We start from the raw sequence: 17,509 nt of genomic DNA on the forward strand, positions 1-17,509 counted from the left end.
CGCCCGCGGCGGGCCGGTTCACGCCGCGGGCGCCCTCTGCCGTGCCGCGGGCGCCCTCTGCCGTGCCTCGGGCGCCGGGGAAAACCGGGTGCGGGCGGGCGGGGGGCGGGCATAGCTTGGTGGGTCGCGTCCGCGTGCGGGTGATTGTCGACAAGGGGACAAGTATGTTCGGAGCGGTCTACTTATCCGTGGCCCGGGGAGCGTTCCGCCGCTACTCGACCTACCGGGCGGCCACCCTCGCCGGGACGGTCACCAACACCGTGTTCGGGGTGATCCTGGCCTCCACCATGCTTGCGCTGTGGCGGGCCAGGCCCGGACTCGGCGGGTACGACGCCGCGCAGGCGGTGACGTACATCTGGATCAGCCAGGCGCTCCTGGTGACCGTCGCGGTCTGGGGCGGCGGCTTCCAGGACGACCTCCAGGCCCGCTTCCGCAGCGGGGACATCGCGGTCGACCTGTACCGGCCGGTGGACTTCCAGGGCTGGTGGCTGGCCACCGACCTGGGTCGGGCCGGGTACCAGCTGCTGACCAGGGGCGCGCTGCCGATGCTGGCGGGCGCGGCGCTGTTCGACCTGGCCCTGCCGGCCGACCCGCTGGTGTGGGCCGAGTTCCTGCTCGCGGTGGTGCTGGCGCTGCTGGTCAGCTTCGGACTGCGCTTCCTGGCGTCGCTGACCGGCTTCTGGCTGCACGAGTCCGAAGGGGTGCGGGCCGCCATGACCGTGGTGTCGATGTTCTTCTCCGGGATGCTCCTGCCGCTGGCGCTCTTCCCCGGCCTGCTCGGCGAACTGGCCCGGGTGCTGCCGTTCTCGGCGATGGTGCAGCTGCCCGCCGACGTGCTGCTGCGCCGCCGCACCGGCACCGGCCTGCTGGGCCTGTACGGGTTCCAACTCGCCTGGGGCGCCGCCCTGCTGGCGCTCGGCCGGGCCGGGCAGGCGCTCGCGGTGCGCCGGGTGGTGGTCCAGGGTGGCTGAGCTCGCCAGGGCCGCGGCCGAGCGCACCGGCCGGGCGGCGCGCACGGGCTGGGCGGTGCGCTCCTGGTGGCTGATCACCGGGATGTGGATCCGCTCCACGATGGCCTACCGGGCCTCGTTCGCGCTGTCGCTGGCCGCCAACACGCTGATCACCTTCCTCGACTTCGCGGTCCTGCTGCTGATGTTCGCCCACACCCGGCAGCTGGCCGGCTGGACGCTCGCCGAGACCGCGTTCCTGTACGGCACCTCCTCGTTCGCGCTCGGCACCGCCAACGTCCTGGTCGGCTCGGTCGGCGGGCTGGGGGAGCGGGTGCGCTCCGGCAGCCTGGACACCATGCTGATCCGGCCCGCCCCCGCGCTGGCCCAGCTCGCCGCCGAACGCTTCTCGCTGCGCCGCCTGGGCCGGCTGCTGCAGGCCCTCGCCGTCCTCGGCTGGTCGCTCACCGCGCTGGACGTGCACTGGACCTGGGACCGCGTGCTGATGGTGCCCGTGCTGCTGCTGTGCGGCACCGTCATCTTCTGCGCGCTGTTCGTCGGCTGCTCCTGCGTGCAGTTCTGGTGGGGCGAGGCCGCCGAACTGCAGAACGCCGTCACCTACGGCGGCGCCACCGTCCTGCAGTACCCGCCCACCGTGTTCGCCAGGGAACTCGTGGCCGGCACCGTCTTCGGCGTGCCGCTGGCCTTCGTCAACTGGCTGCCCGCGCTGCACGTCCTGGGCCGGCCCGACCCGCTCGGGCTGCCCGCCGCCTTCCGGTTCGCCTCGCCGCTGGCCGCCGCGCTGTGCGTGCTGGCGGCCGGGCTCGCCTGGCGGGCCGGACTGCGCGCCTACCGCTCCACCGGAAGCTGAGGAAGGGGAACCATGGCCGTGATCGAGGTCGAGGACGTCCGGCGGAGCTTCACCGTCCGCACCGGGGAGGGCCGCTGGCGCCGGGGGAAGCGCGAGGTGCGGGCCGTCGACGGGCTGAGCTTCACCGTCGAGGAGGGCGAGTGCGTCGGCTACATCGGGCCCAACGGCGCCGGGAAGTCCACCACCGTCAAGATGCTCACCGGCATCCTGGTGCCCAGCGGCGGCCGGCTGCGGGTGGCCGGCGTCGACCCGGCCGCCCGGCGGGCCGAACTCGCCCGCCGGATCGGCGTGGTGTTCGGCCAGCGCACCACCCTGTGGTGGGACCTGCCGCTGCGCGACAGCTACGAACTGGCCCGGCGGATCTACCGGATCCCCGACGCCCGGTACCGGGCCAACCTCGACCGGTGCGTCGAACTCCTCGGCCTGGCCGAGCTGTTGGACACCCCCGTCCGGCAGCTCTCGCTCGGCCAGCGGATGCGCGGCGACCTGGCCGCCGCCCTGCTGCACGACCCCAGCGTGCTCTACCTGGACGAGCCCACCATCGGGCTCGACACCGTCAGCAAGGCGAAGGTCCGCGCGTTCCTGCGCGAGACCAACCGGGAGCGGCGCACCACCGTGCTGCTCACCACCCACGACCTCACCGACATCGAGCAACTGTGCGGCCGGGTGATGGTGATCGACCACGGCCGGCTCGTCCTGGACGGCCCGCTGGAGCGGCTGCACGAGATCGGCGGCAGCGAACGCACCCTGGTGGTCGACCTCGCCGAGGCGCACCCGCCGATCGACCTGCCCGGCGTCCGGGTCGCCCGCACCGAGGGCCCGCGCCAGTGGCTGGCCTTCCCGGCCAAGCAGAGCGCCGCGCCGGTCGTCGCCGCCGTCGCCGAGCGCTACCCGCTGGTCGACCTGTCGGTGCGCGAACCCGCGATCGAGGACGTGATCGCCCGGATCTACGCGGGCGGCCCCGCCGCGGTGCCCGCCCCCTGAGCCGCCGCCCTCACCCGTTCGGGTGGCGGAAGTGACCAGTCGGCCGGTACGGGAGTTGACACCTCGTGACCGAGCACGTACCGGACGTCAGCGTGGTGATCGCCGTCCACGACACCATGCCCTACCTCACCGCCTGCCTGGACTCGCTGGTGGGCCAGAGCATCGGGCACCGGCGGATGGAAGTCGTCGCCGTCGACGACGGCTCCAGCGACGGCAGCACCGAGGAGCTGGACCGCTACGCCGCCGCCCACCCCGGGCTGTTCCGCACCCTGCGGCAGCCCGCCTCCGGCGGACCGGCCAAGCCCACCAACCGCGGCACCGAGCTCGCCCGCGGCCGCTACCTGCTCTACCTCGGGGCCGACGACTGGCTCGGCCCCGAGGCGCTCGAGCGGATGGTCGACGCCGCCGACCGCTGGGAGTCCGACGTGCTGATCCCCAAGCAGGTCGGCGAACACGGCCGGATCGTCCCGCAGGGCATCTTCGACCGCACCGCCGAACAGGTCGGCTTCACCGACTCCGCGCTGGCCTGGGCGCTCGGCGACACCAAGCTGTTCCGCCGCGACCTGGTCACCAGCCACGGCCTGCGCCGCCGCGAGGACCTGGTCATCCACTCCGACCAGCCGTTCACCCTCGGCGCGCTGCTGCACGCCCGCAAGGTCTCCGTCCTCGCCGACTACGACTACTACCACCTGGTGCTGCGCCGCGACCGCTCCAACGTCACCCACCGGGCCGGGCCGATGGACCGGCTGCGCGGCTTCACCGCCGCCCACGAGGTGCTCGACCGCTCCACCCTGCCCGGCCCCGCCCGGGACGCCGTCCGGGCCCGCTACTTCAGCTGGGACGTCCCGCAGCTGCTCCAGGCCCCCTTCCTGGACGAGCCGCCCGCCATGCAGCGGCGGATCGTCCAGGAGATCGGCCGGTTCACCGAACGGCACTGCTCGCCCGCCGTGTTCCGCACCCTGCCCGTCCCCGCCCGGCTGCGGCTCGCCCTCGCCCGGCGCGGCGAACTGCACGCCCTGTGCGACCTGATCGCCTGGGAGCGGGACCACGGCGAGCCCGCCCCCGTCCGCCGCGGCTCCAGGCTCTACGCCGGCTACCCGATGTTCCGCGACCGGCGGCTCGGCCTGCCCGACGCCCTGTTCGAGACCGGCCGGACCCCCGCCCCGGCCGGCTGGCGCCGCCTGGTGCCCGCACCGCTGCGCCGCGCCCGGTGGGCCGTCAAACGCGTCCTGCGCCGCGCCCGGCGGCACGGCCTGGCCGCCGCCCTGAAGGGGGCCGCCCGGTGAACGGCACCGAGCAGGCGCTGGACGTCTGCGTGGTCGGCCTCGGCAAGATCGGCCTGCCGCTGGCCGTCCAGTACGCCGGCAAGGGCCACCGGGTCACCGGCGCCGACACCGCCCCCGCCGTGGTCGCCGCCGTCAACGCCGGACGGCCGCCCTTCCCGCGCGAGGCCCACCTCGCCGAACGGCTCGCCGAAGCCGTCGCCGCGGGCCGGCTGCGCGCCACCGCCGACACCGCCGCCGCGACCGCCGGGGCCGGCGCCGTGGTGATCGTCGTCCCGCTGGTCACCGGCCCCGACGGCACCCCCGACTTCGGGCTGCTGGACGCCGCCACCGACGCGGTGGCCGCCGGACTGCGCCCCGGCACCCTGGTCAGCTACGAGACCACCCTGCCGGTCGGCACCGTGCGCGGCCGCTTCGCCCGGCGGCTGGAGGCCGGCTCCGGCCTGGCCGCCGGACGGGACTTCGCGCTGGTGTTCAGCCCCGAACGCGTCCGCACCGGGCGGGTCTTCGCTGACCTGCGGCGCTACCCCAAGCTGGTCGGCGGCCTCGACGAGGAGTCCACCCGGCGCGGCGCCGAGTTCTACCGGGCGGTGCTCGACTTCGACCCGCGCCCCGACCTGCCGCGCGGCAACGGCGTGTGGGCGCTGTCCAGCGCGGAGGCCGCCGAGTTCGCCAAGCTCGCCGAGACCACCTACCGGGACGTCAACATCGCGCTGGTCAACCAGTTCGCCCGGTACGCGGACCGGGTCGGCGTCGACCTCGCCGAGGTCATCGACGCCTGCAACTCGCAGCCCTACAGCCACCTGCACCGCCCCGGCATCGCGGTCGGCGGCCACTGCATCCCGGTCTACCCCCGGCTCTACCTGTGGAACGACCCCGGCGCCAGCGTGGTGCGCACCGCCCGCGAGGCCAACGAGCAGGTGCCGGCGTACGCGGTGGGCCTGCTGGAGGGCGCGCTCGGCCCGCTGGAGGGGACCGCCGTGACGGTGCTCGGCGCCGCCTACCGGGGCGGGGTCAAGGAGACCGCGTACTCCGGGGTGTTCCCGCTGGTCGAGGCGCTGCGCGCGGCCGGCGCCGAGGTCGGCGTCAGCGACCCGCTGTACCTCCCGGACGAGCTGGCCGCGCTCGGCCTGCCGCCCGACCAGGGCAAGCCCGCCACCGCGCTAGTCGTCCAGGCCGACCACCCCGAGTACCGGGAGCTCGGCGCCGCCGACTTCCCCGGCGTGCGGGTGCTGCTCGACGGCCGCCGGGTCACCGACCCGGTCCGCTGGGAGGGCGTGCGGCGGATCGTGCTCGGCGGGGGCGGCTGAGGCGCCGGCCGGGCGGATCCGCGGGGCGGCGGCCGGGCGGATCCGCGGGGCGCCGGGCGGGCGGATTCGCGGGGTGGCGGCCGTTTCGCGCGCCCGGTGTGCCAGGCTGACGGGGTGAGCACGGACGAGACGGCCCCAGGAGTCAGCTTCACCGCCGCCGACGAGGAGAAGCGGCGCGGTGTGCGGAAGATGAAGACCGTGGCGACCGGGCTGCTCGCCCTGGCCACGCTGGTGTTCGCCCTCGCCACCTGGGCGGAGGCGTCCGGCGCGGGGGCCTGGGCCGGGTACGTGGCGGCCGCCGCCGAGGCCGGCATGGTCGGCGCGCTCGCCGACTGGTTCGCCGTCACCGCGCTGTTCCGCCGCCCGTTCGGGCTGCCGATCCCGCACACCGCGATCATCCCGACCAAGAAGGACGCCTTCGGCCGCTCGCTCGGCGACTTCGTCGGCGACAACTTCCTGTCCGCCCCGGTGGTGCGGGCCCGGCTCGGCCGGATCGGCGTGGCCCGCCGGCTCGGCGAGTGGCTGTCCGCGCCGGGCAGCGCCGAACGCGTCACCCGGGAGGCCGCCGCCGCACTGCGCGGCCTGCTCGCGGTGCTCCGCGACGACGACGTGCAGGCCGTGGTGGCCGAGGCGGTCACCAGGCGGGCCGCCGCCACCTCGGTCGCCGAACCCGCCGGACGGCTGCTCGGCAAGGTCGTCGCGGACGGCGGGCACAAGGGCCTGGTCGACCTGGTCGCGGTGCGCGGCCACGACTGGCTGGTCGAGCACCACGGCGAGGTGGTCGCCCGGGTCACCGCCAAGACCCCCGGCTGGACGCCCAAGTTCCTCGACCAGCAGGTCGGCGAACGCGTCTACAAGGAACTGCTGCGCTTCGTCACCGACGTCCGCGACGACCCCGTCCACCCCGCCCGCGGCGCCCTCGACAACTTCCTCGCCGACTTCGCCCAGGAGCTCCAGCACGACCCCGCCACCATCGACCGGGTCGAGCGCGCCAAGGCCGACCTGCTGGGCCGCCCCGAGGTGCAGGAGCTGATCGCCTCCTCCTGGGCGGCCGTCCGGACCCTGGTGCTGGGCGCCGCCGAGGACGAGGACAGCGAGCTGCGCCGCCGCCTCACCGAGGGGCTGCGGGCCCTCGGCCGGCGGCTGGCCACCGACGGGAAGCTCCAGGCGAAGACCGACGGCTGGCTGCTGGACGCCGCCGAGTACGTGGTCTCCACCTACCGGGAGGAGATCACCTCGCTGATCTCCGAGACCGTCGCCGGGTGGGACGCCGCCGACGCCTCCCGCAAGATCGAGGCCAACGTGGGGCGCGACCTGCAGTTCATCCGGATCAACGGCACCGTGGTCGGCGCGCTGGCCGGCCTGCTCATCCACACCGTCAGCACGGCGCTGGGCGGCTGACCGGGGCCTGACCGGGCGGCTCCCGCGGGGCGCTCCGGGCGGCAAATTCCGGGTAAAAACTGTCGCCCGGCTGCCGGGCCCGCCCGCCCGGCCCGGCGCGGCGCCCGGAACGGCGCTGACCTGCGCGTCTCCGGGGCGGCGGGGGTGGTCGACGGCCCGTCCAGGCGGGCGGTCCGGGGTGGTTCGTCCGGTCCGGATACGACCGGTCGGCTGGGCTAGGGTGAGCGACCGATCGGCGTGGCCAGGGGGGTCGAACGCCTGTTTTCCACGGGGGAGTTGACGGACATGGCGGTACGTGTGCGAAAGGCCGTGCTGCGGGTCGCGGCGCTGGGGGCGGCCGCGTTGGTGCTGACGGCCTGCAACGACGACGGGTCCTCGTCCGACCCGGGGCTCTCCGGCGCGTCCGGGTCGCCCGCGGCGGCGGCACCGAGCGCGAGCGCGAGCGCGACCGGCAAGGGCAAGGCCAAGGAGCCGGAGAAGGGCGGCAGGTCCGGTGCGGCCTCGAAGGGCGCCGCGGCGGGCGGCGCCGAGGCGGCGCAGGCGAAGACCGACCGGCTGGTGCTGACCGCGGACGAGTGGGACAACGCCTACGTCGCCGACGGGGACGACGACACCGGCGCGGACAACTACACGATGAGCGCGTCCTGCGTGCTCGAGCCGGACGGGAAGCAGGTCAAGGGGCTGCTCGCCGTCACCCAGCGCTTCGTGCGGCAGGACCACGAGAGCGACACGACGTACGCGAACACGGCCGCCGAGCAGTTCGCCACCACCGACGACGCGCACCGGGAGATCCAGGAGGTCCGGGACAACGACAGGCGCTGCCCGAGCTACCAGGACGCCGACACCGACACCCGGCCCGGCACCCGGTACAGCGACGTGCGCGCGGGCACGGTGTCCGCGGTGCCCGGCGCCGACGAGGTGTACATCGAGGCGGGCCGGAACAAGTGGACCTACGACGACGGGACGTGGAGCGACCCGCGCGACTTCGCCTACCTGCTGGCGCGCAAGGGCACCGTCGTGGTGAAGGTGTACATGGACGCCGACCCGCACTTCAACGCCCAGACCAGCGAGGACCAGGCGCGGGACGCGCTGGCGAAGCTGGCCGCCAAGTGGTGACCGGCCGGGCCGGGCGCGCGGGTTAGCATGCGAGGTCTGTCCGGGTCCGGGTGAAGCAGAGGGAGCGTGCCGTGGCCGAGGGTGTCCAGGGGATCGAGGCGTTCATCGCCGGAATGCCGAAGGCGGAGCTGCACGTGCACCACGTGGGCTCGGCCTCGCCGCGGGTGGTGGCCGAGCTGGCGGCCCGGCACGCCGGGCGCAGCAGGGTGCCGGTCGACCCGCAGGCGCTCGCCGAGTACTTCACCTTCACCGACTTCGCGCACTTCATCGAGGTGTACCTGAGCGTCGTCGACCTGGTCCGGGACGCCGAGGACGTCCGCGCGCTGACCTACGGCGTCGCGCAGGACATGGCCCGGCAGAACATCCGGTACGCCGAACTGACCGTCACCCCGTACTCGTCGGTCAGCCGGGGCATCCCCGACGTCGCCTTCATGGAGGCGATCGAGGACGCCCGGCTGTCCGCCGAGAAGGACCTCGGCATCGTGCTGCGCTGGTGCTTCGACATCCCCGGCGAGGCCGGGCTGGCCTCCGCGGAGGAGACCGCCCGGCTCGCCCTGGACCTGGCCCCCGAGGGGCTGGTCTCGTTCGGGCTCGGCGGCCCCGAGATCGGGGTGCCGCGCCCGCAGTTCAAGCCGTACTTCGACCGGGCCCGGGCGGCCGGCCTGCACAGCGTGCCGCACGCGGGCGAGTCGACCGGCCCCGAGACGGTCTGGGACGCGATCCGGGAGCTCGGCGCGGAGCGGATCGGCCACGGCACCCAGTCGGTGAAGGACCCGGCGCTGGTCGACCACCTGGGCGAGCACCGGATCCCGCTGGAGGTCTGCCCGACCTCCAACCTGGCGACCCGGGTGGTCGAGCGGATCGAGGACCACCCGATCCGGCAGATGGTCGACGCCGGACTGCTGGTCACCGTCAACAGCGACGACCCGCCGATGTTCGGCACCGACCTGAACACCGAGTACGCGGTCGCCGCGAAGCTGCTCGGCCTGGACGAGGCCGGGGTGGCGGCGCTGGCCCGGAACGCCGTCGAGGCGTCCTTCCTGGACGCGGCGGGCAAGCGCCGGCTGACCGGCGAGATCGACGCCTACCTGGCGGCCTGGCGGCCCACCGCCTGAGGGGCCCCGGCCCCGGCGGCCGGGCGGTGCAGGTACCACCGCTCGGCCGCCGTCCAGGCGGTGGAGGCCAGCAGGTAGAGGCCGCCCGCGAGGGGCAGCAGCAGGGCGAACAGCGGGGTGCCGAAGGCCAGCCAGCGCAGCGGCCCGGTGGGGACGGGGGCGTGCTTCGCGCGGCGGGCACCGGACCACGCCAGGGCCAGCAGGGCCGCCTCCAGGGCGGCGAACACCGCGAACTGCGCCGGGGTGTGCGCCGCCAGGGGGCGGGCGGCCAGCGGGACGCCGGCGAGGGTCGCGTCCAGCAGGTGGCCGGGGGCGGTGGTGAACAGGCGGTACATCACCGAGAAGAACGGCGCCTGCAGCAGCGCGGGCAGCAGCCCCGCGAACGGGCCGGTGCCCTCGGCGCGGTGCAGGGCCAGCAGTTCGCGGTTCAGCCGGGCGGGGTCCTTCGCGTGCCGCTCGCGCAGCCGCGCGACCTCCGGCGCGAGCCGGGCGCGGGCCCGCTCGGCCCGTGCCGCGGAACGGGCCAGCGGGTGCAGGGCCGCGCGGACGGCCAGGGTGAACAGGACGATCGCGACCGCCGTGGGGACGGCGGTGGCGAGGGCCGCGACGGCGGCGTGGGCGAGGCGGACGGCGGGGTCGAGGACGCTCAGGACGGACACGGCGGGCTCTCCGGGAGTCGGCGGGGCATGGCGACGGTGCTCGGAGGGCGGACGCGAGGAGGGGACGCGGACCCGGCCCGGCGGCGCCGCGCGCACGGGCGTGCGGGCGCACGGGCGTGGCGGGAGCCGGGCGGTGCGTGGGCGTTCGGGCAGTTCCCCGCGCAGGGGCGGCGGACCCCGGTCCGGACAGAGGACGGCGGGGAACGGCGGCCCCGGCCCCGGCGGGCGGCACGAGAGCGGTGGGCCCTCGGCCCCGGTCGGGGGCGGGAGTTCGGGGACTGCGGGGAGGAACGGGCCCCTCAGGCGGCCGCGGGCCGGTGTCCCGGGGCCCGGGGGCGGGCGCGGCCCGGGGCGTCCGGGTCGCGCGGCGGCAGGTAGGCGGTGCGGTAGGCGCGGCGGCGCAGTGCCGCCGCGTGCACGGCCGCCGGGGTGCGGGCGCCGGGGAGGCGGGTGGTGGCGAGGGTGGCGGTGACGGCGGCGGCGAGCAGCAGCAGCGCGGCCGCGGTCAGCGCACCCGGGCCGGTGAGCAGGTCACCGGTGAGGACCCGGAACAGGGCGAGCAGGAGCGGGGTGGCGAGCACGGTGCGCAACCTCCTCGGGCCGGGGCGGGGGCCGTCCGGGCGGGGTGCCGCCGGACGGGACGGGAGCGGACGCCGCGTCGACGGCGGGGCCGTGCGGCGCGGTTCCGGAGCGGTCAACGGCGGGGCGGGCACCGGAGTTCCGGGCTCCGGACTCCGGATTTCGGGCTCCGGGCTCCGGGCTCCGGGTTCCGGGCTCCGGGCTTCGCCCCGCCGTTGCCGGGGTTCAGGGGAGGCGGACCACGGAGGCCGTCGCGGCGGAGGCGCGGGCGGCCTCCAGGACGGCCAGGGTGGCGACCGCGTCGCGCGGGTCGACCGGCGGCGGGGTGCGGTCGGCCAGCGAGGCGGCGATGCCCGCGTAGTACGCCGGGTAGTCGCCGGGGTCGGTGGTGACCGGTTCGGCGTCGCCGTCGCTGCCGAGCAGGCCGTACGCGGCCGGGTCGTCGTCGCCCCAGTGGCCCTCCGGCCCGCCCGGGCGGCGGCCGGCCCGCAGGGCGGCCTCCTGCGGGTCCATGCCGAACTTGACGTAGCCGGCGCTGTCGCCGAGCACCCGCAGCCGGGGCCCGGCGAGCGGGGCGACGGCGCTGGTCCACAGCTGGGAGCGGACGCCGCCGGTGTGGGTGAGGGCGAGGAAGGCGTCGTCGTCGACCACCGCGCCGTCGCGGCGCACGTCGATCTCCGCGTACACCGTCTCGACCGGGCCGAACAGGGTCAGCGCCTGGTCGACCAGGTGGCTGCCCAGGTCGTACAGGGTGCCGCCGACCTCGGCCGGGTCGGCGAGCTCGCGCCAGCCCGGCTTGGGCTTGGGGCGGAAGCGCTCGAAGCGGGACTCGAAGCGGTGCACCCGGCCGAGCCGGCCCTCCTCGACCAGCCGGCGGGCGGTCAGGAAGTCGCCGTCCCAGCGGCGGTTCTGGAACACCGACAGCAGCAGGCCGGACTTCTCGGCGAACTCGCACAGGTCGCGGGCCTCGGCGCTGGTCGCGGCGAGCGGCTTGTCGACCACGGTGGCCAGGCCCGCCAGCAGGGCGGTGCGGGCGAGCGGGACGTGGGTGCGGTTGGGGGAGGCGATCACCACCAGGTCGAACCGGTCGGCGTCCTCGAACAGCTGCTCGGGGGTGTCGAGGGCGCGGGCGCCGGGGTGGTCGCGGTGCAGCTGGGCGCGGCGGTCGGGGTTGGCGGTGACCACCGCGTCCAGTTGGAGTCCGGGGGTGGTGGCGATCAGCGGGGCGTGGAAGGCGGAGCCTGCCAGGCCGTAGCCGATCAGGCCGACCCGGAACGGGGTGGGGGGCGTGCTGCTCATGCCCTCAACTCAACCACCCCGGTCCTCCGGAGCCGCGGAGGCCACCCGGTCAGCGAGCCCCGCCCGGGTCAGCCGTCGCCCCCCGGGCGGTGCCGGCACAGCACCGCGCAGGCCGCGCCGCCCAGCAGCAGCACCGAGCCCAGTGACAGCAGCACGCCGTCGGTGGTCGCGTCGCCGCCGGTCCGGGCCAGCTCCGAGGGGGACGGCGCGGGCGCGGCGGCGGGCGGTCCGGCCGGGGCCGGTGGCGGGGCGTCGGCGGCGGCGGACAGCGCGGCCGGGCCGCCGAGCAGGGCGGCGGCGGCCAGCAGGGGCAGGGCGGTGCGGCGGACGGAGGCCATCGAGGGGCTCCCTTGCGTCGTGCGGAGAGGGTGTGTCCGGGACGCTAGCCACTCGGAGCGGCCGTTCTGACGGTACGTCAGAGTAGTTACGCGGGGTTTAAGGCCGTGTTGAGGCGGGTCGGGCCCGGGGCGGCCGGGGGGTGGTACCGGCGGAAAACGATCCGATTCCAGGAATGTCGGAGTTTCCGCCGCAGGAGTCGGTCGGCGAACTTCCTCCCGTGTGCGGGTCTAGTCCGGATTCGAACTCTTCTTGGTGTGGACACGAAATGGGAACGGAGAATTCCGCTGAGGCGCCTAATGCGGCGCTGACCTGGTGAAACGCTGCCGCTTTCGGGGTCTCTGGGCAGGGTCCGATGAAAGTTTCACGGATTCTTTCCACTTTTCCCGGTGGCGGCTAGAGTCGGGCGCCGCGAGCGCTCGCTCGCCATTCGGGTATTTCCCTGGGGGGATCGTGAAGAGAACGCTGAGGCTCGTCCTGACGGCCGCCGTCGCACTGGTGACGGTGTCGGCACTGGTGCCGGGCGCCGCGTCCGCCGCGGAGCCGGTGCTGTCGGACGCCCAGGTCGCCGCGCTGTCGCGCACGGAGCAGGCGGAACTGCTCGGCCCGCTCCGGGCCCTCGCGAACGCGGTGGACGCGGTCGGCCGGTCCGAGCTGGCCGACGCGTACTCCGGGCTGGAACTGCGGGCCGGGGCGCACGCGGTGGACGTCTACCTGACGGACCGCAAGCAGGCCGACCGCCTGCTGGCGGCGGCCAGGGCCGTCGACCCGGGCATCGACACCGGCCTGGTCCGGATCAAGCAGGGCAAGTACACCCGCCGGGCGCTGCAGGAGGCCCGCGACCGGGTGGTGGCGGACGGCGGCCTCGGCGGCGACCTGCTGAGCGTGACGGTGCCGCCGAACGGCGGCGGCCTGCACCTGGGCGTGCGCGACGTCGAGCGGGCGAAGCAGGCGCTCGCCGCGAACGGGGCCCGCGCGGCGGTCGACCGGGCCGGTGTCGACACCGTCCTGGACGCCTCGGCCGAGGGCAGCGACATGTCGCGGCTCAGGGACAGCGCCCCGTGGATCGCGGGGGAGGCGCTCGTCGACGGCGGATCGAACGCCACCTACGACTGCACGTCCGGCGTGCCCACCCGGCGCAAGTCGGACAACCGGTCGTTCCTGATCTCCGCCGAGCACTGCTTCGCCGCCGACGCCACCATCTACACGGGCTGGGACGGCGGCCGCAACTACATCGGCCACGTCGCCGCCCGCTCCGACCTGTGGGACGCGGTGGCGATCGACACCTCGTCCACCGGCGTCACCGCCGGCCGCGAGTGGGACGGCCCCACCGGGAACTCCTTCACCCTCCCGCTGACCAGCTCCGCCTACTCGTACGCCGGCGACTACGTCTGCCAGGACGGCTTCACGTCCGGCGTGGTGTGCAACATCGAGGTCACCAAGGCGGACACCTACTGGGTCGGCAGCAACGGCGTCCTGCACCGCGGCGTCGAGGGCATCCAGGTCTACGGGAACACCGCGATCCAGCACGGCGACAGCGGCGGCCTGGTGTTCGCCATCACCGGCTCCAGCCGCCAGGCGCGCGGCATCAACAGCTGGGGCGGCGACACCGTCATCCGGTGGACCGAGGTCCTCGACATCTACAACACCTGGGGCCTGCAACTGGCGGGCTGAACACGGGCCCCGGGGCCGCGCCGAGGAGCCCCGGACCGTCGTCGGCGGTCCGGGGCCGGGCGGTCAGCCGCCGTCCGCGAACAGGGTGGCGGCGACGTGCCGGGTGTCGGTGTACTCGCGGACGGCGGCGATCCGGCCGTCGCGGACGGTGAAGACGCCCAGGCAGCGGTTGTCGTAGCGGTGGCCGTGCACGGTGGTGCCGCGCGAGGTCCACTCGGCCACCACCCGGTCGCCCTCGGCGACCGGGGTGCCGACCAGGGCGACCTCGACGGCGGTGCCGGGGGCGAAGACGCCGCCGACCGAGCCGAGGAAGTCCTCGACGATGCCCTTGCGGCCGTGCCACTCGCCGCTCAGCGGCAGGTCGCCGGGGTAGGTCCAGACGGCGTCCTCGGTGAAGGCGTCCCGGATGGCGGCCGCGTCGCCGCGGGCCACCGCGGCCACGTAGTCGGTGACGACGGTGCGGGGGTCGGTGCTCATGGCGGATCTCCTCGAGTGGGAAGTCAGTTGACGGTCAGGACGGTGTTGCCGCGGACCTTGCGGCCGCGCAGGTCGGCGATCGCGTCGGCGGTCCGGTGCCAGTCGTCGACCAGGCCGAGCTCGGGGTGCAGCCGGCCCTCGGCGGTCAGCCGGACCAGGGTGCGCAGGTCCGGGCCGTCCGGGTGGTCGACGTCCGCGTAGCTGAAGTGCTCGATCCGCGCCGAGACCGGCCCCTTCAGCAGCGCGAAGAAATCCAGCCGGACCGGCTCGCGGGACGCCTGCCCGAACCAGAGCAGCCGGCCGCGCGGCGCCAGCAGGGCCAGCGCCCGGGGCAGTTCGGCGCCACCGGTGGACTCCAGCACCAGGTCGTACGGGCCGCTCGCCGCGGCCACCTCGTGCACCACCTCGGTGGCGCCCAACTCCCGCAGCCGCGCCCCGCGTTCGGCGTTCGCGGTGACGGCGGTCAGCTGCGCCCCGGCGGCCGCGGCCAGTTCGGCCAGGTAGTGGCCGACCCCGCCGGAGGCGCCGGTCAGCAGCAGCCGCCGCCCGGTCACCGCGCCCGCCGAACGCAGCAGCCGCAGCGCTGTCAGGCCCGCCAGCGGCAGCGCGGATGCGGTCGGCGCGTCCAGCCGCTCGGGCAGCACCGCCAGCGCGTCCGTGCGCACCGCCGCGTACTCCGCCCAGCCCGCGGCCGGCGGGTGCGCCACCACCCGCTGCCCGACCGCCGGGCCGCTGCCGTCCGCGGCGGCCTGCACGACCAGCCCGGCGACGTCCTTGCCCGGCCGCCAGTGCGGCGGCGGATCCTCCAGCAGGAAGGTCTCGCCCCGGTTCACCGAGAACGCGTCGACCTTCACCAGCACCTCGCCGGGGCGCGGCTCGGGCTGCGGGACCTCGGCGAACTCGACCGTGCCGCGGGCCGGAACCAGTGCCTTCATCGGGCAACTCCTCTACTCCTGTGGGCCGTTCGGTGATGACTCCAGTCAACGGCGCGGGCCCCGGGAGGGTCCAACAACCGGAACGGCCGCACGACAACCGGCGGTTGTCGGCGATGATGGCGGGATGGACGACCCCGACCTCCGGCAGCTGCGGGCCTTCGTCGCCGTCGCCGAACAGCGCCACTTCGGGCGCGCCGCCGAGCAGTTGGCCATCAGCCAGCAGGCCGCCTCCAAGCGGATCGCCGCCCTGGAGCGGGAGTTGGGCACCCGGCTGCTCGACCGCGGCCCCACCTCCGTGCAACTCACCGAAGCCGGGCAGCAGTTGCTCGCCCCCGCGCGGGCCGCACTGGCCGCCGGGCAGGCCGTCCTCGCCGCCGTCCGGCAGCGGGCCGCGCCCGCCCGGCTGGACGTCTGGGGCCACCTGTACGAACCGCTGCGCACCGTGCGCGAGGCGCTGGCCGCCGCCCCCGGCCTGACCGTCGAGGTCGGCCCGGTCCGGGACGCCGGCGCGGCCGCCGCCGCACTCGTCCGGGGCGAGAGCGCCGCCGGGTTCGGCCGCCACCAGCCCGGCGCGGAACGGGAGTTGGCCCACCGGCTGGTCCGGCTGGAGCCGCTCGACGCGGTCCTGGCGGCCGACCACCCGCTGGCCCGCGCCGACCGGCTGCGCCCCGCCGACCTGGCCGCGCTGCGCCTGGTGCTGCCCGCCGACCCGGCCCGGCTGGACTTCCTGGCCCGGTTCGGCGAGCACTTCGGCGTCCCGCTGCTGCCCGGCGAGGCCAACCTCGGCCCGGCCCACCTGCTGGAGCGGGTCCGCGCCGTCCCCGACGGCTGCACCCTGCTGCCCGCCGAACTCCCGCTTGCCGTCCCGCCCGGCCTGGCCGTCCGCCCGCTCGCCGACCCCGTTCCGCTGTACGCCTGGTCGCTGGTCTGGCACCGCGAACGCCCGCACCCGGCCGTCCCCGCGCTGCTGCGGGCCTTCGCCGAGCGCGGCCGGGAGCGCCGCTGGCTGGAGTACCGCCCGGACCGGGACTGGCTGCCCGGCACCGACGCCCGCGACCTGGCATAAACGCACCCGGCATGACACGCCCGGCATGGCACGCCCTGCATGGCACAGGGCCCCGGCGCGGTGCGCGCCGGGGCCCTGCGGGGCGGGGTCAGACCAGCTCGACCAGGTCGGCGATCGAGTTGACCACCTGGGTCGGCCGGTACGGGAAGCGGTCGACCTCGGCCGCCTGGGTCAGGCCGGTCAGCACCAGGAAGGTCGACATGCCGGCCTCCATGCCGGAGACGATGTCGGTGTCCATCCGGTCACCGATCATCGCGCTGTTCTCCGAGTGCGCGCCGATCGCGTTCAGGCCCGCGCGCATCATCAGCGGGTTCGGCTTGCCGACGAAGTACGGGTCCACGCCGGTCGCCTTGGTGATCAGCGCGGCCACCGCGCCGGTCGCGGGCAGCGCGCCCTCGGCGGACGGGCCGGTCTCGTCCGGGTTGGTGGCGATGAAGCGGGCGCCGTCGTTGATCAGGCGGACGGCCTTGGTCATCGCCTCGAAGGAGTACGTCCGGGTCTCGCCCAGCACGACGAAGTCCGGGGCGGTGTCGGTCAGCACGTAGCCCACGTCGTGCATCGCGGTGGTCAGACCGGCCTCGCCGATCACGTACGCGGTGCCGCCCGGGCGCTGGTCGTCCAGGAACTTCGCGGTGGCCAGCGCGGAGGTCCAGATGTGCTCGGCGGGCACGTCCAGGCCCATCCGGGCCAGCCGGGCGTGCAGGTCGCGCTGGGTGTAGATCGAGTTGTTGGTGAGCACCAGGAAGGGCTTCCCGGACTCACGCAGCCGCTTGATGAAGGCATCGGCCCCGGGGATCGGCACGCCCTCGTGGATGAGGACTCCGTCCATGTCGGTCAGCCAGGTCTCGATGGGCTTGCGGTCTGCCACGTGGGTGTCTCCTTGGTCTTGCACAGGTCGAACGATCTTCGTGATCGCTCCGACCGGACACCGCTGGCCGGTCGGGCGCCACCGGCTGCCCCAACGCCGATCAGCCTAGTCGTCCGGGCCGGACCGACACAGGGGCGTCCGGCGCCCGGACCGGCCCCGCCGTCAGCCCCCGTACGGGTTCCCGCCCGGCGGCTGCTGCGGCGGTTGACCGTACGGCGCGGGCGGCTGCTGGCCGTAGGGCGCGGCGGGCTGCTGCGGCGGCGGGCCGTACGGCGGCGCGGCCGGTGCGGCCGGTGCGGCGTACGGCTGCTGCTGGGGGACGCCGTACGGCGGCGGTTGCGGCGCCCCGTACGGCGGCTGGGCCCCGTACGGCGGCTGCGGCGCCCCGTACGGCTGGGGCTGCGGCGCGCCGTAGGGCTGCGGGCCGGTCGGCGGCAGGTCGTCGGCGGCCCGGCGCTTGTGCCGGACGACCAGGAACGCCACCAGCGCCAGCGCCAGGACGCCCGCCACCGCGCCGCCGATGACCAGCGGCAGGCTCCCCGAGCCGGAGGACTTCTGCGGCGCGGCCACCGGGCCCGGGGTCGTGCCG

At 75.5% G+C, this 17,509-nt stretch carries 17 protein-coding genes and 1 pseudogene; 10 read left to right on the forward strand and 8 right to left on the reverse strand.

Going from position 1 to position 17,509, the window contains the following annotated elements:
- Window positions 1-164 precede the first annotated feature (164 nt).
- From ACFUEL_RS17000 to ACFUEL_RS17035, 8 genes are all read left to right on the forward strand, one after another.
- The gene (locus tag ACFUEL_RS17000) at window positions 165-971 is read left to right on the forward strand and encodes an ABC transporter permease (RefSeq protein ID WP_380237056.1); all 807 of its coding nucleotides are present in this window, start codon (window positions 165-167) and stop codon (window positions 969-971) included.
- On the forward strand, window positions 964-1,818 hold the full coding sequence (locus ACFUEL_RS17005) for an ABC transporter permease (RefSeq protein ID WP_380237057.1): 855 nt from the start codon (window positions 964-966) through the stop codon (window positions 1,816-1,818). The genes ACFUEL_RS17000 and ACFUEL_RS17005 overlap by 8 nt, the downstream gene beginning before the upstream one ends.
- Window positions 1,819-1,830: 12 nt before the next feature.
- Window positions 1,831-2,802 (forward strand): ATP-binding cassette domain-containing protein, encoded by a 972-nt coding sequence (locus tag ACFUEL_RS17010; protein ID WP_380237058.1) that lies wholly within the window; start codon window positions 1,831-1,833, stop codon window positions 2,800-2,802.
- Window positions 2,803-2,867: 65 nt separating this feature from the next.
- On the forward strand, window positions 2,868-4,088 hold the full coding sequence (locus tag ACFUEL_RS17015; RefSeq protein WP_380237059.1) for a glycosyltransferase family 2 protein: 1,221 nt from the start codon (window positions 2,868-2,870) through the stop codon (window positions 4,086-4,088).
- Between the two features lie 17 nt (window positions 4,089-4,105).
- Entirely contained in the window at window positions 4,106-5,395 is a 1,290-nt protein-coding gene (locus ACFUEL_RS17020) for a nucleotide sugar dehydrogenase (protein ID WP_380237073.1), read from the forward strand.
- 114 nt (window positions 5,396-5,509) lie between these two features.
- Window positions 5,510-6,796 (forward strand): DUF445 domain-containing protein, encoded by a 1,287-nt coding sequence (locus ACFUEL_RS17025; RefSeq protein ID WP_380237060.1) that lies wholly within the window; start codon window positions 5,510-5,512, stop codon window positions 6,794-6,796.
- 285 nt (window positions 6,797-7,081) lie between these two features.
- Window positions 7,082-7,912, forward strand: a complete 831-nt coding sequence (locus ACFUEL_RS17030; RefSeq protein WP_380237061.1) for a hypothetical protein — start codon at window positions 7,082-7,084, stop codon at window positions 7,910-7,912.
- A 113-nt stretch (window positions 7,913-8,025) separates the two neighbouring features.
- Complete coding sequence (locus ACFUEL_RS17035; protein WP_380237074.1) at window positions 8,026-9,027, forward strand: adenosine deaminase; 1,002 nt, start codon at window positions 8,026-8,028, stop codon at window positions 9,025-9,027.
- Here ACFUEL_RS17035 and yidC read toward each other — a convergent pair.
- The 4 genes from yidC to ACFUEL_RS17055 form a co-directional block, all read right to left on the reverse strand.
- Window positions 8,997-9,686, reverse strand: coding sequence for a membrane protein insertase YidC (gene yidC / locus ACFUEL_RS17040; protein ID WP_380237062.1), 690 nt, complete (start codon window positions 9,684-9,686; stop codon window positions 8,997-8,999). The two genes, ACFUEL_RS17035 and yidC, sit on opposite strands and share 31 nt — an antisense overlap.
- 299 nt (window positions 9,687-9,985) lie before the next feature.
- Complete coding sequence (locus ACFUEL_RS17045; protein ID WP_380237063.1) at window positions 9,986-10,267, reverse strand: DUF6412 domain-containing protein; 282 nt, start codon at window positions 10,265-10,267, stop codon at window positions 9,986-9,988.
- Between the two features lie 223 nt (window positions 10,268-10,490).
- A complete protein-coding gene (locus ACFUEL_RS17050; RefSeq protein ID WP_380237064.1) occupies window positions 10,491-11,564 on the reverse strand; it encodes a Gfo/Idh/MocA family oxidoreductase in 1,074 nt (357 codons plus the stop codon).
- A 68-nt stretch (window positions 11,565-11,632) separates the two neighbouring features.
- Complete coding sequence (locus tag ACFUEL_RS17055) at window positions 11,633-11,902, reverse strand: hypothetical protein (RefSeq protein WP_380237065.1); 270 nt, start codon at window positions 11,900-11,902, stop codon at window positions 11,633-11,635.
- A gap of 451 nt (window positions 11,903-12,353) precedes the next feature.
- Here ACFUEL_RS17055 and ACFUEL_RS17060 point away from each other — a divergent pair, with 451 nt between their 5' ends.
- Window positions 12,354-13,574 carry a hypothetical protein gene (locus ACFUEL_RS17060; RefSeq protein ID WP_380237066.1) on the forward strand — a complete coding sequence of 407 codons (1,221 nt, stop codon included), beginning with the start codon at window positions 12,354-12,356 and terminating at the stop codon, window positions 13,572-13,574.
- A 63-nt stretch (window positions 13,575-13,637) separates the two neighbouring features.
- On the opposite strand, the gene ACFUEL_RS17065 is transcribed toward ACFUEL_RS17060, so the two are convergent.
- On the reverse strand, window positions 13,638-14,051 hold the full coding sequence (locus ACFUEL_RS17065; protein WP_380237067.1) for a nuclear transport factor 2 family protein: 414 nt from the start codon (window positions 14,049-14,051) through the stop codon (window positions 13,638-13,640).
- Window positions 14,052-14,074: 23 nt separating this feature from the next.
- Window positions 14,075-14,986 (reverse strand): zinc-binding dehydrogenase, encoded by a 912-nt coding sequence (locus ACFUEL_RS17070; RefSeq protein WP_380237069.1) that lies wholly within the window; start codon window positions 14,984-14,986, stop codon window positions 14,075-14,077.
- A gap of 124 nt (window positions 14,987-15,110) precedes the next feature.
- Between ACFUEL_RS17070 and ACFUEL_RS17075 the strand changes: the two genes are divergently transcribed.
- Complete coding sequence (locus ACFUEL_RS17075) at window positions 15,111-16,052, forward strand: LysR family transcriptional regulator (protein WP_380237071.1); 942 nt, start codon at window positions 15,111-15,113, stop codon at window positions 16,050-16,052.
- Window positions 16,053-16,140: 88 nt separating this feature from the next.
- Here ACFUEL_RS17075 and ACFUEL_RS17080 read toward each other — a convergent pair whose 3' ends face one another.
- Together ACFUEL_RS17080 and ACFUEL_RS17085 are read right to left on the reverse strand one after the other, a co-directional pair.
- Window positions 16,141-16,920 carry an HAD-IIA family hydrolase gene (locus tag ACFUEL_RS17080; protein ID WP_380237072.1) on the reverse strand — a complete coding sequence of 260 codons (780 nt, stop codon included), beginning with the start codon at window positions 16,918-16,920 and terminating at the stop codon, window positions 16,141-16,143.
- 162 nt (window positions 16,921-17,082) lie between these two features.
- Window positions 17,083-17,509, reverse strand: a pseudogene (locus ACFUEL_RS17085) (hypothetical protein); the annotation flags it as partial.

The organism is Kitasatospora sp. NPDC057198, assembly GCF_042670125.1.
Classification (GTDB): domain Bacteria; phylum Actinomycetota; class Actinomycetes; order Streptomycetales; family Streptomycetaceae; genus Kitasatospora.

What these genes read in the sequence shown, in the direction of transcription:
- ACFUEL_RS17000 (WP_380237056.1), top strand. Translation starts at nt 165, where the DNA reads ATGTTCGGAGCGGTCTACTTATCCGTGGCCCGGGGAGCGTTCCGCCGC.
- ACFUEL_RS17075 (WP_380237071.1), top strand. Translation starts at nt 15,111, where the DNA reads ATGGACGACCCCGACCTCCGGCAGCTGCGGGCCTTCGTCGCCGTCGCC.
- ACFUEL_RS17035 (WP_380237074.1), top strand. Translation starts at nt 8,026, where the DNA reads ATGCCGAAGGCGGAGCTGCACGTGCACCACGTGGGCTCGGCCTCGCCG.
- ACFUEL_RS17010 (WP_380237058.1), top strand. Translation starts at nt 1,831, where the DNA reads ATGGCCGTGATCGAGGTCGAGGACGTCCGGCGGAGCTTCACCGTCCGC.
- ACFUEL_RS17070 (WP_380237069.1), bottom strand. Translation starts at nt 14,986, where the DNA reads ATGAAGGCACTGGTTCCGGCCCGCGGCACGGTCGAGTTCGCCGAGGTC.
- ACFUEL_RS17050 (WP_380237064.1), bottom strand. Translation starts at nt 11,564, where the DNA reads ATGAGCAGCACGCCCCCCACCCCGTTCCGGGTCGGCCTGATCGGCTAC.
- ACFUEL_RS17055 (WP_380237065.1), bottom strand. Translation starts at nt 11,902, where the DNA reads ATGGCCTCCGTCCGCCGCACCGCCCTGCCCCTGCTGGCCGCCGCCGCC.
- ACFUEL_RS17030 (WP_380237061.1), top strand. Translation starts at nt 7,082, where the DNA reads ATGGCGGTACGTGTGCGAAAGGCCGTGCTGCGGGTCGCGGCGCTGGGG.
- ACFUEL_RS17065 (WP_380237067.1), bottom strand. Translation starts at nt 14,051, where the DNA reads ATGAGCACCGACCCCCGCACCGTCGTCACCGACTACGTGGCCGCGGTG.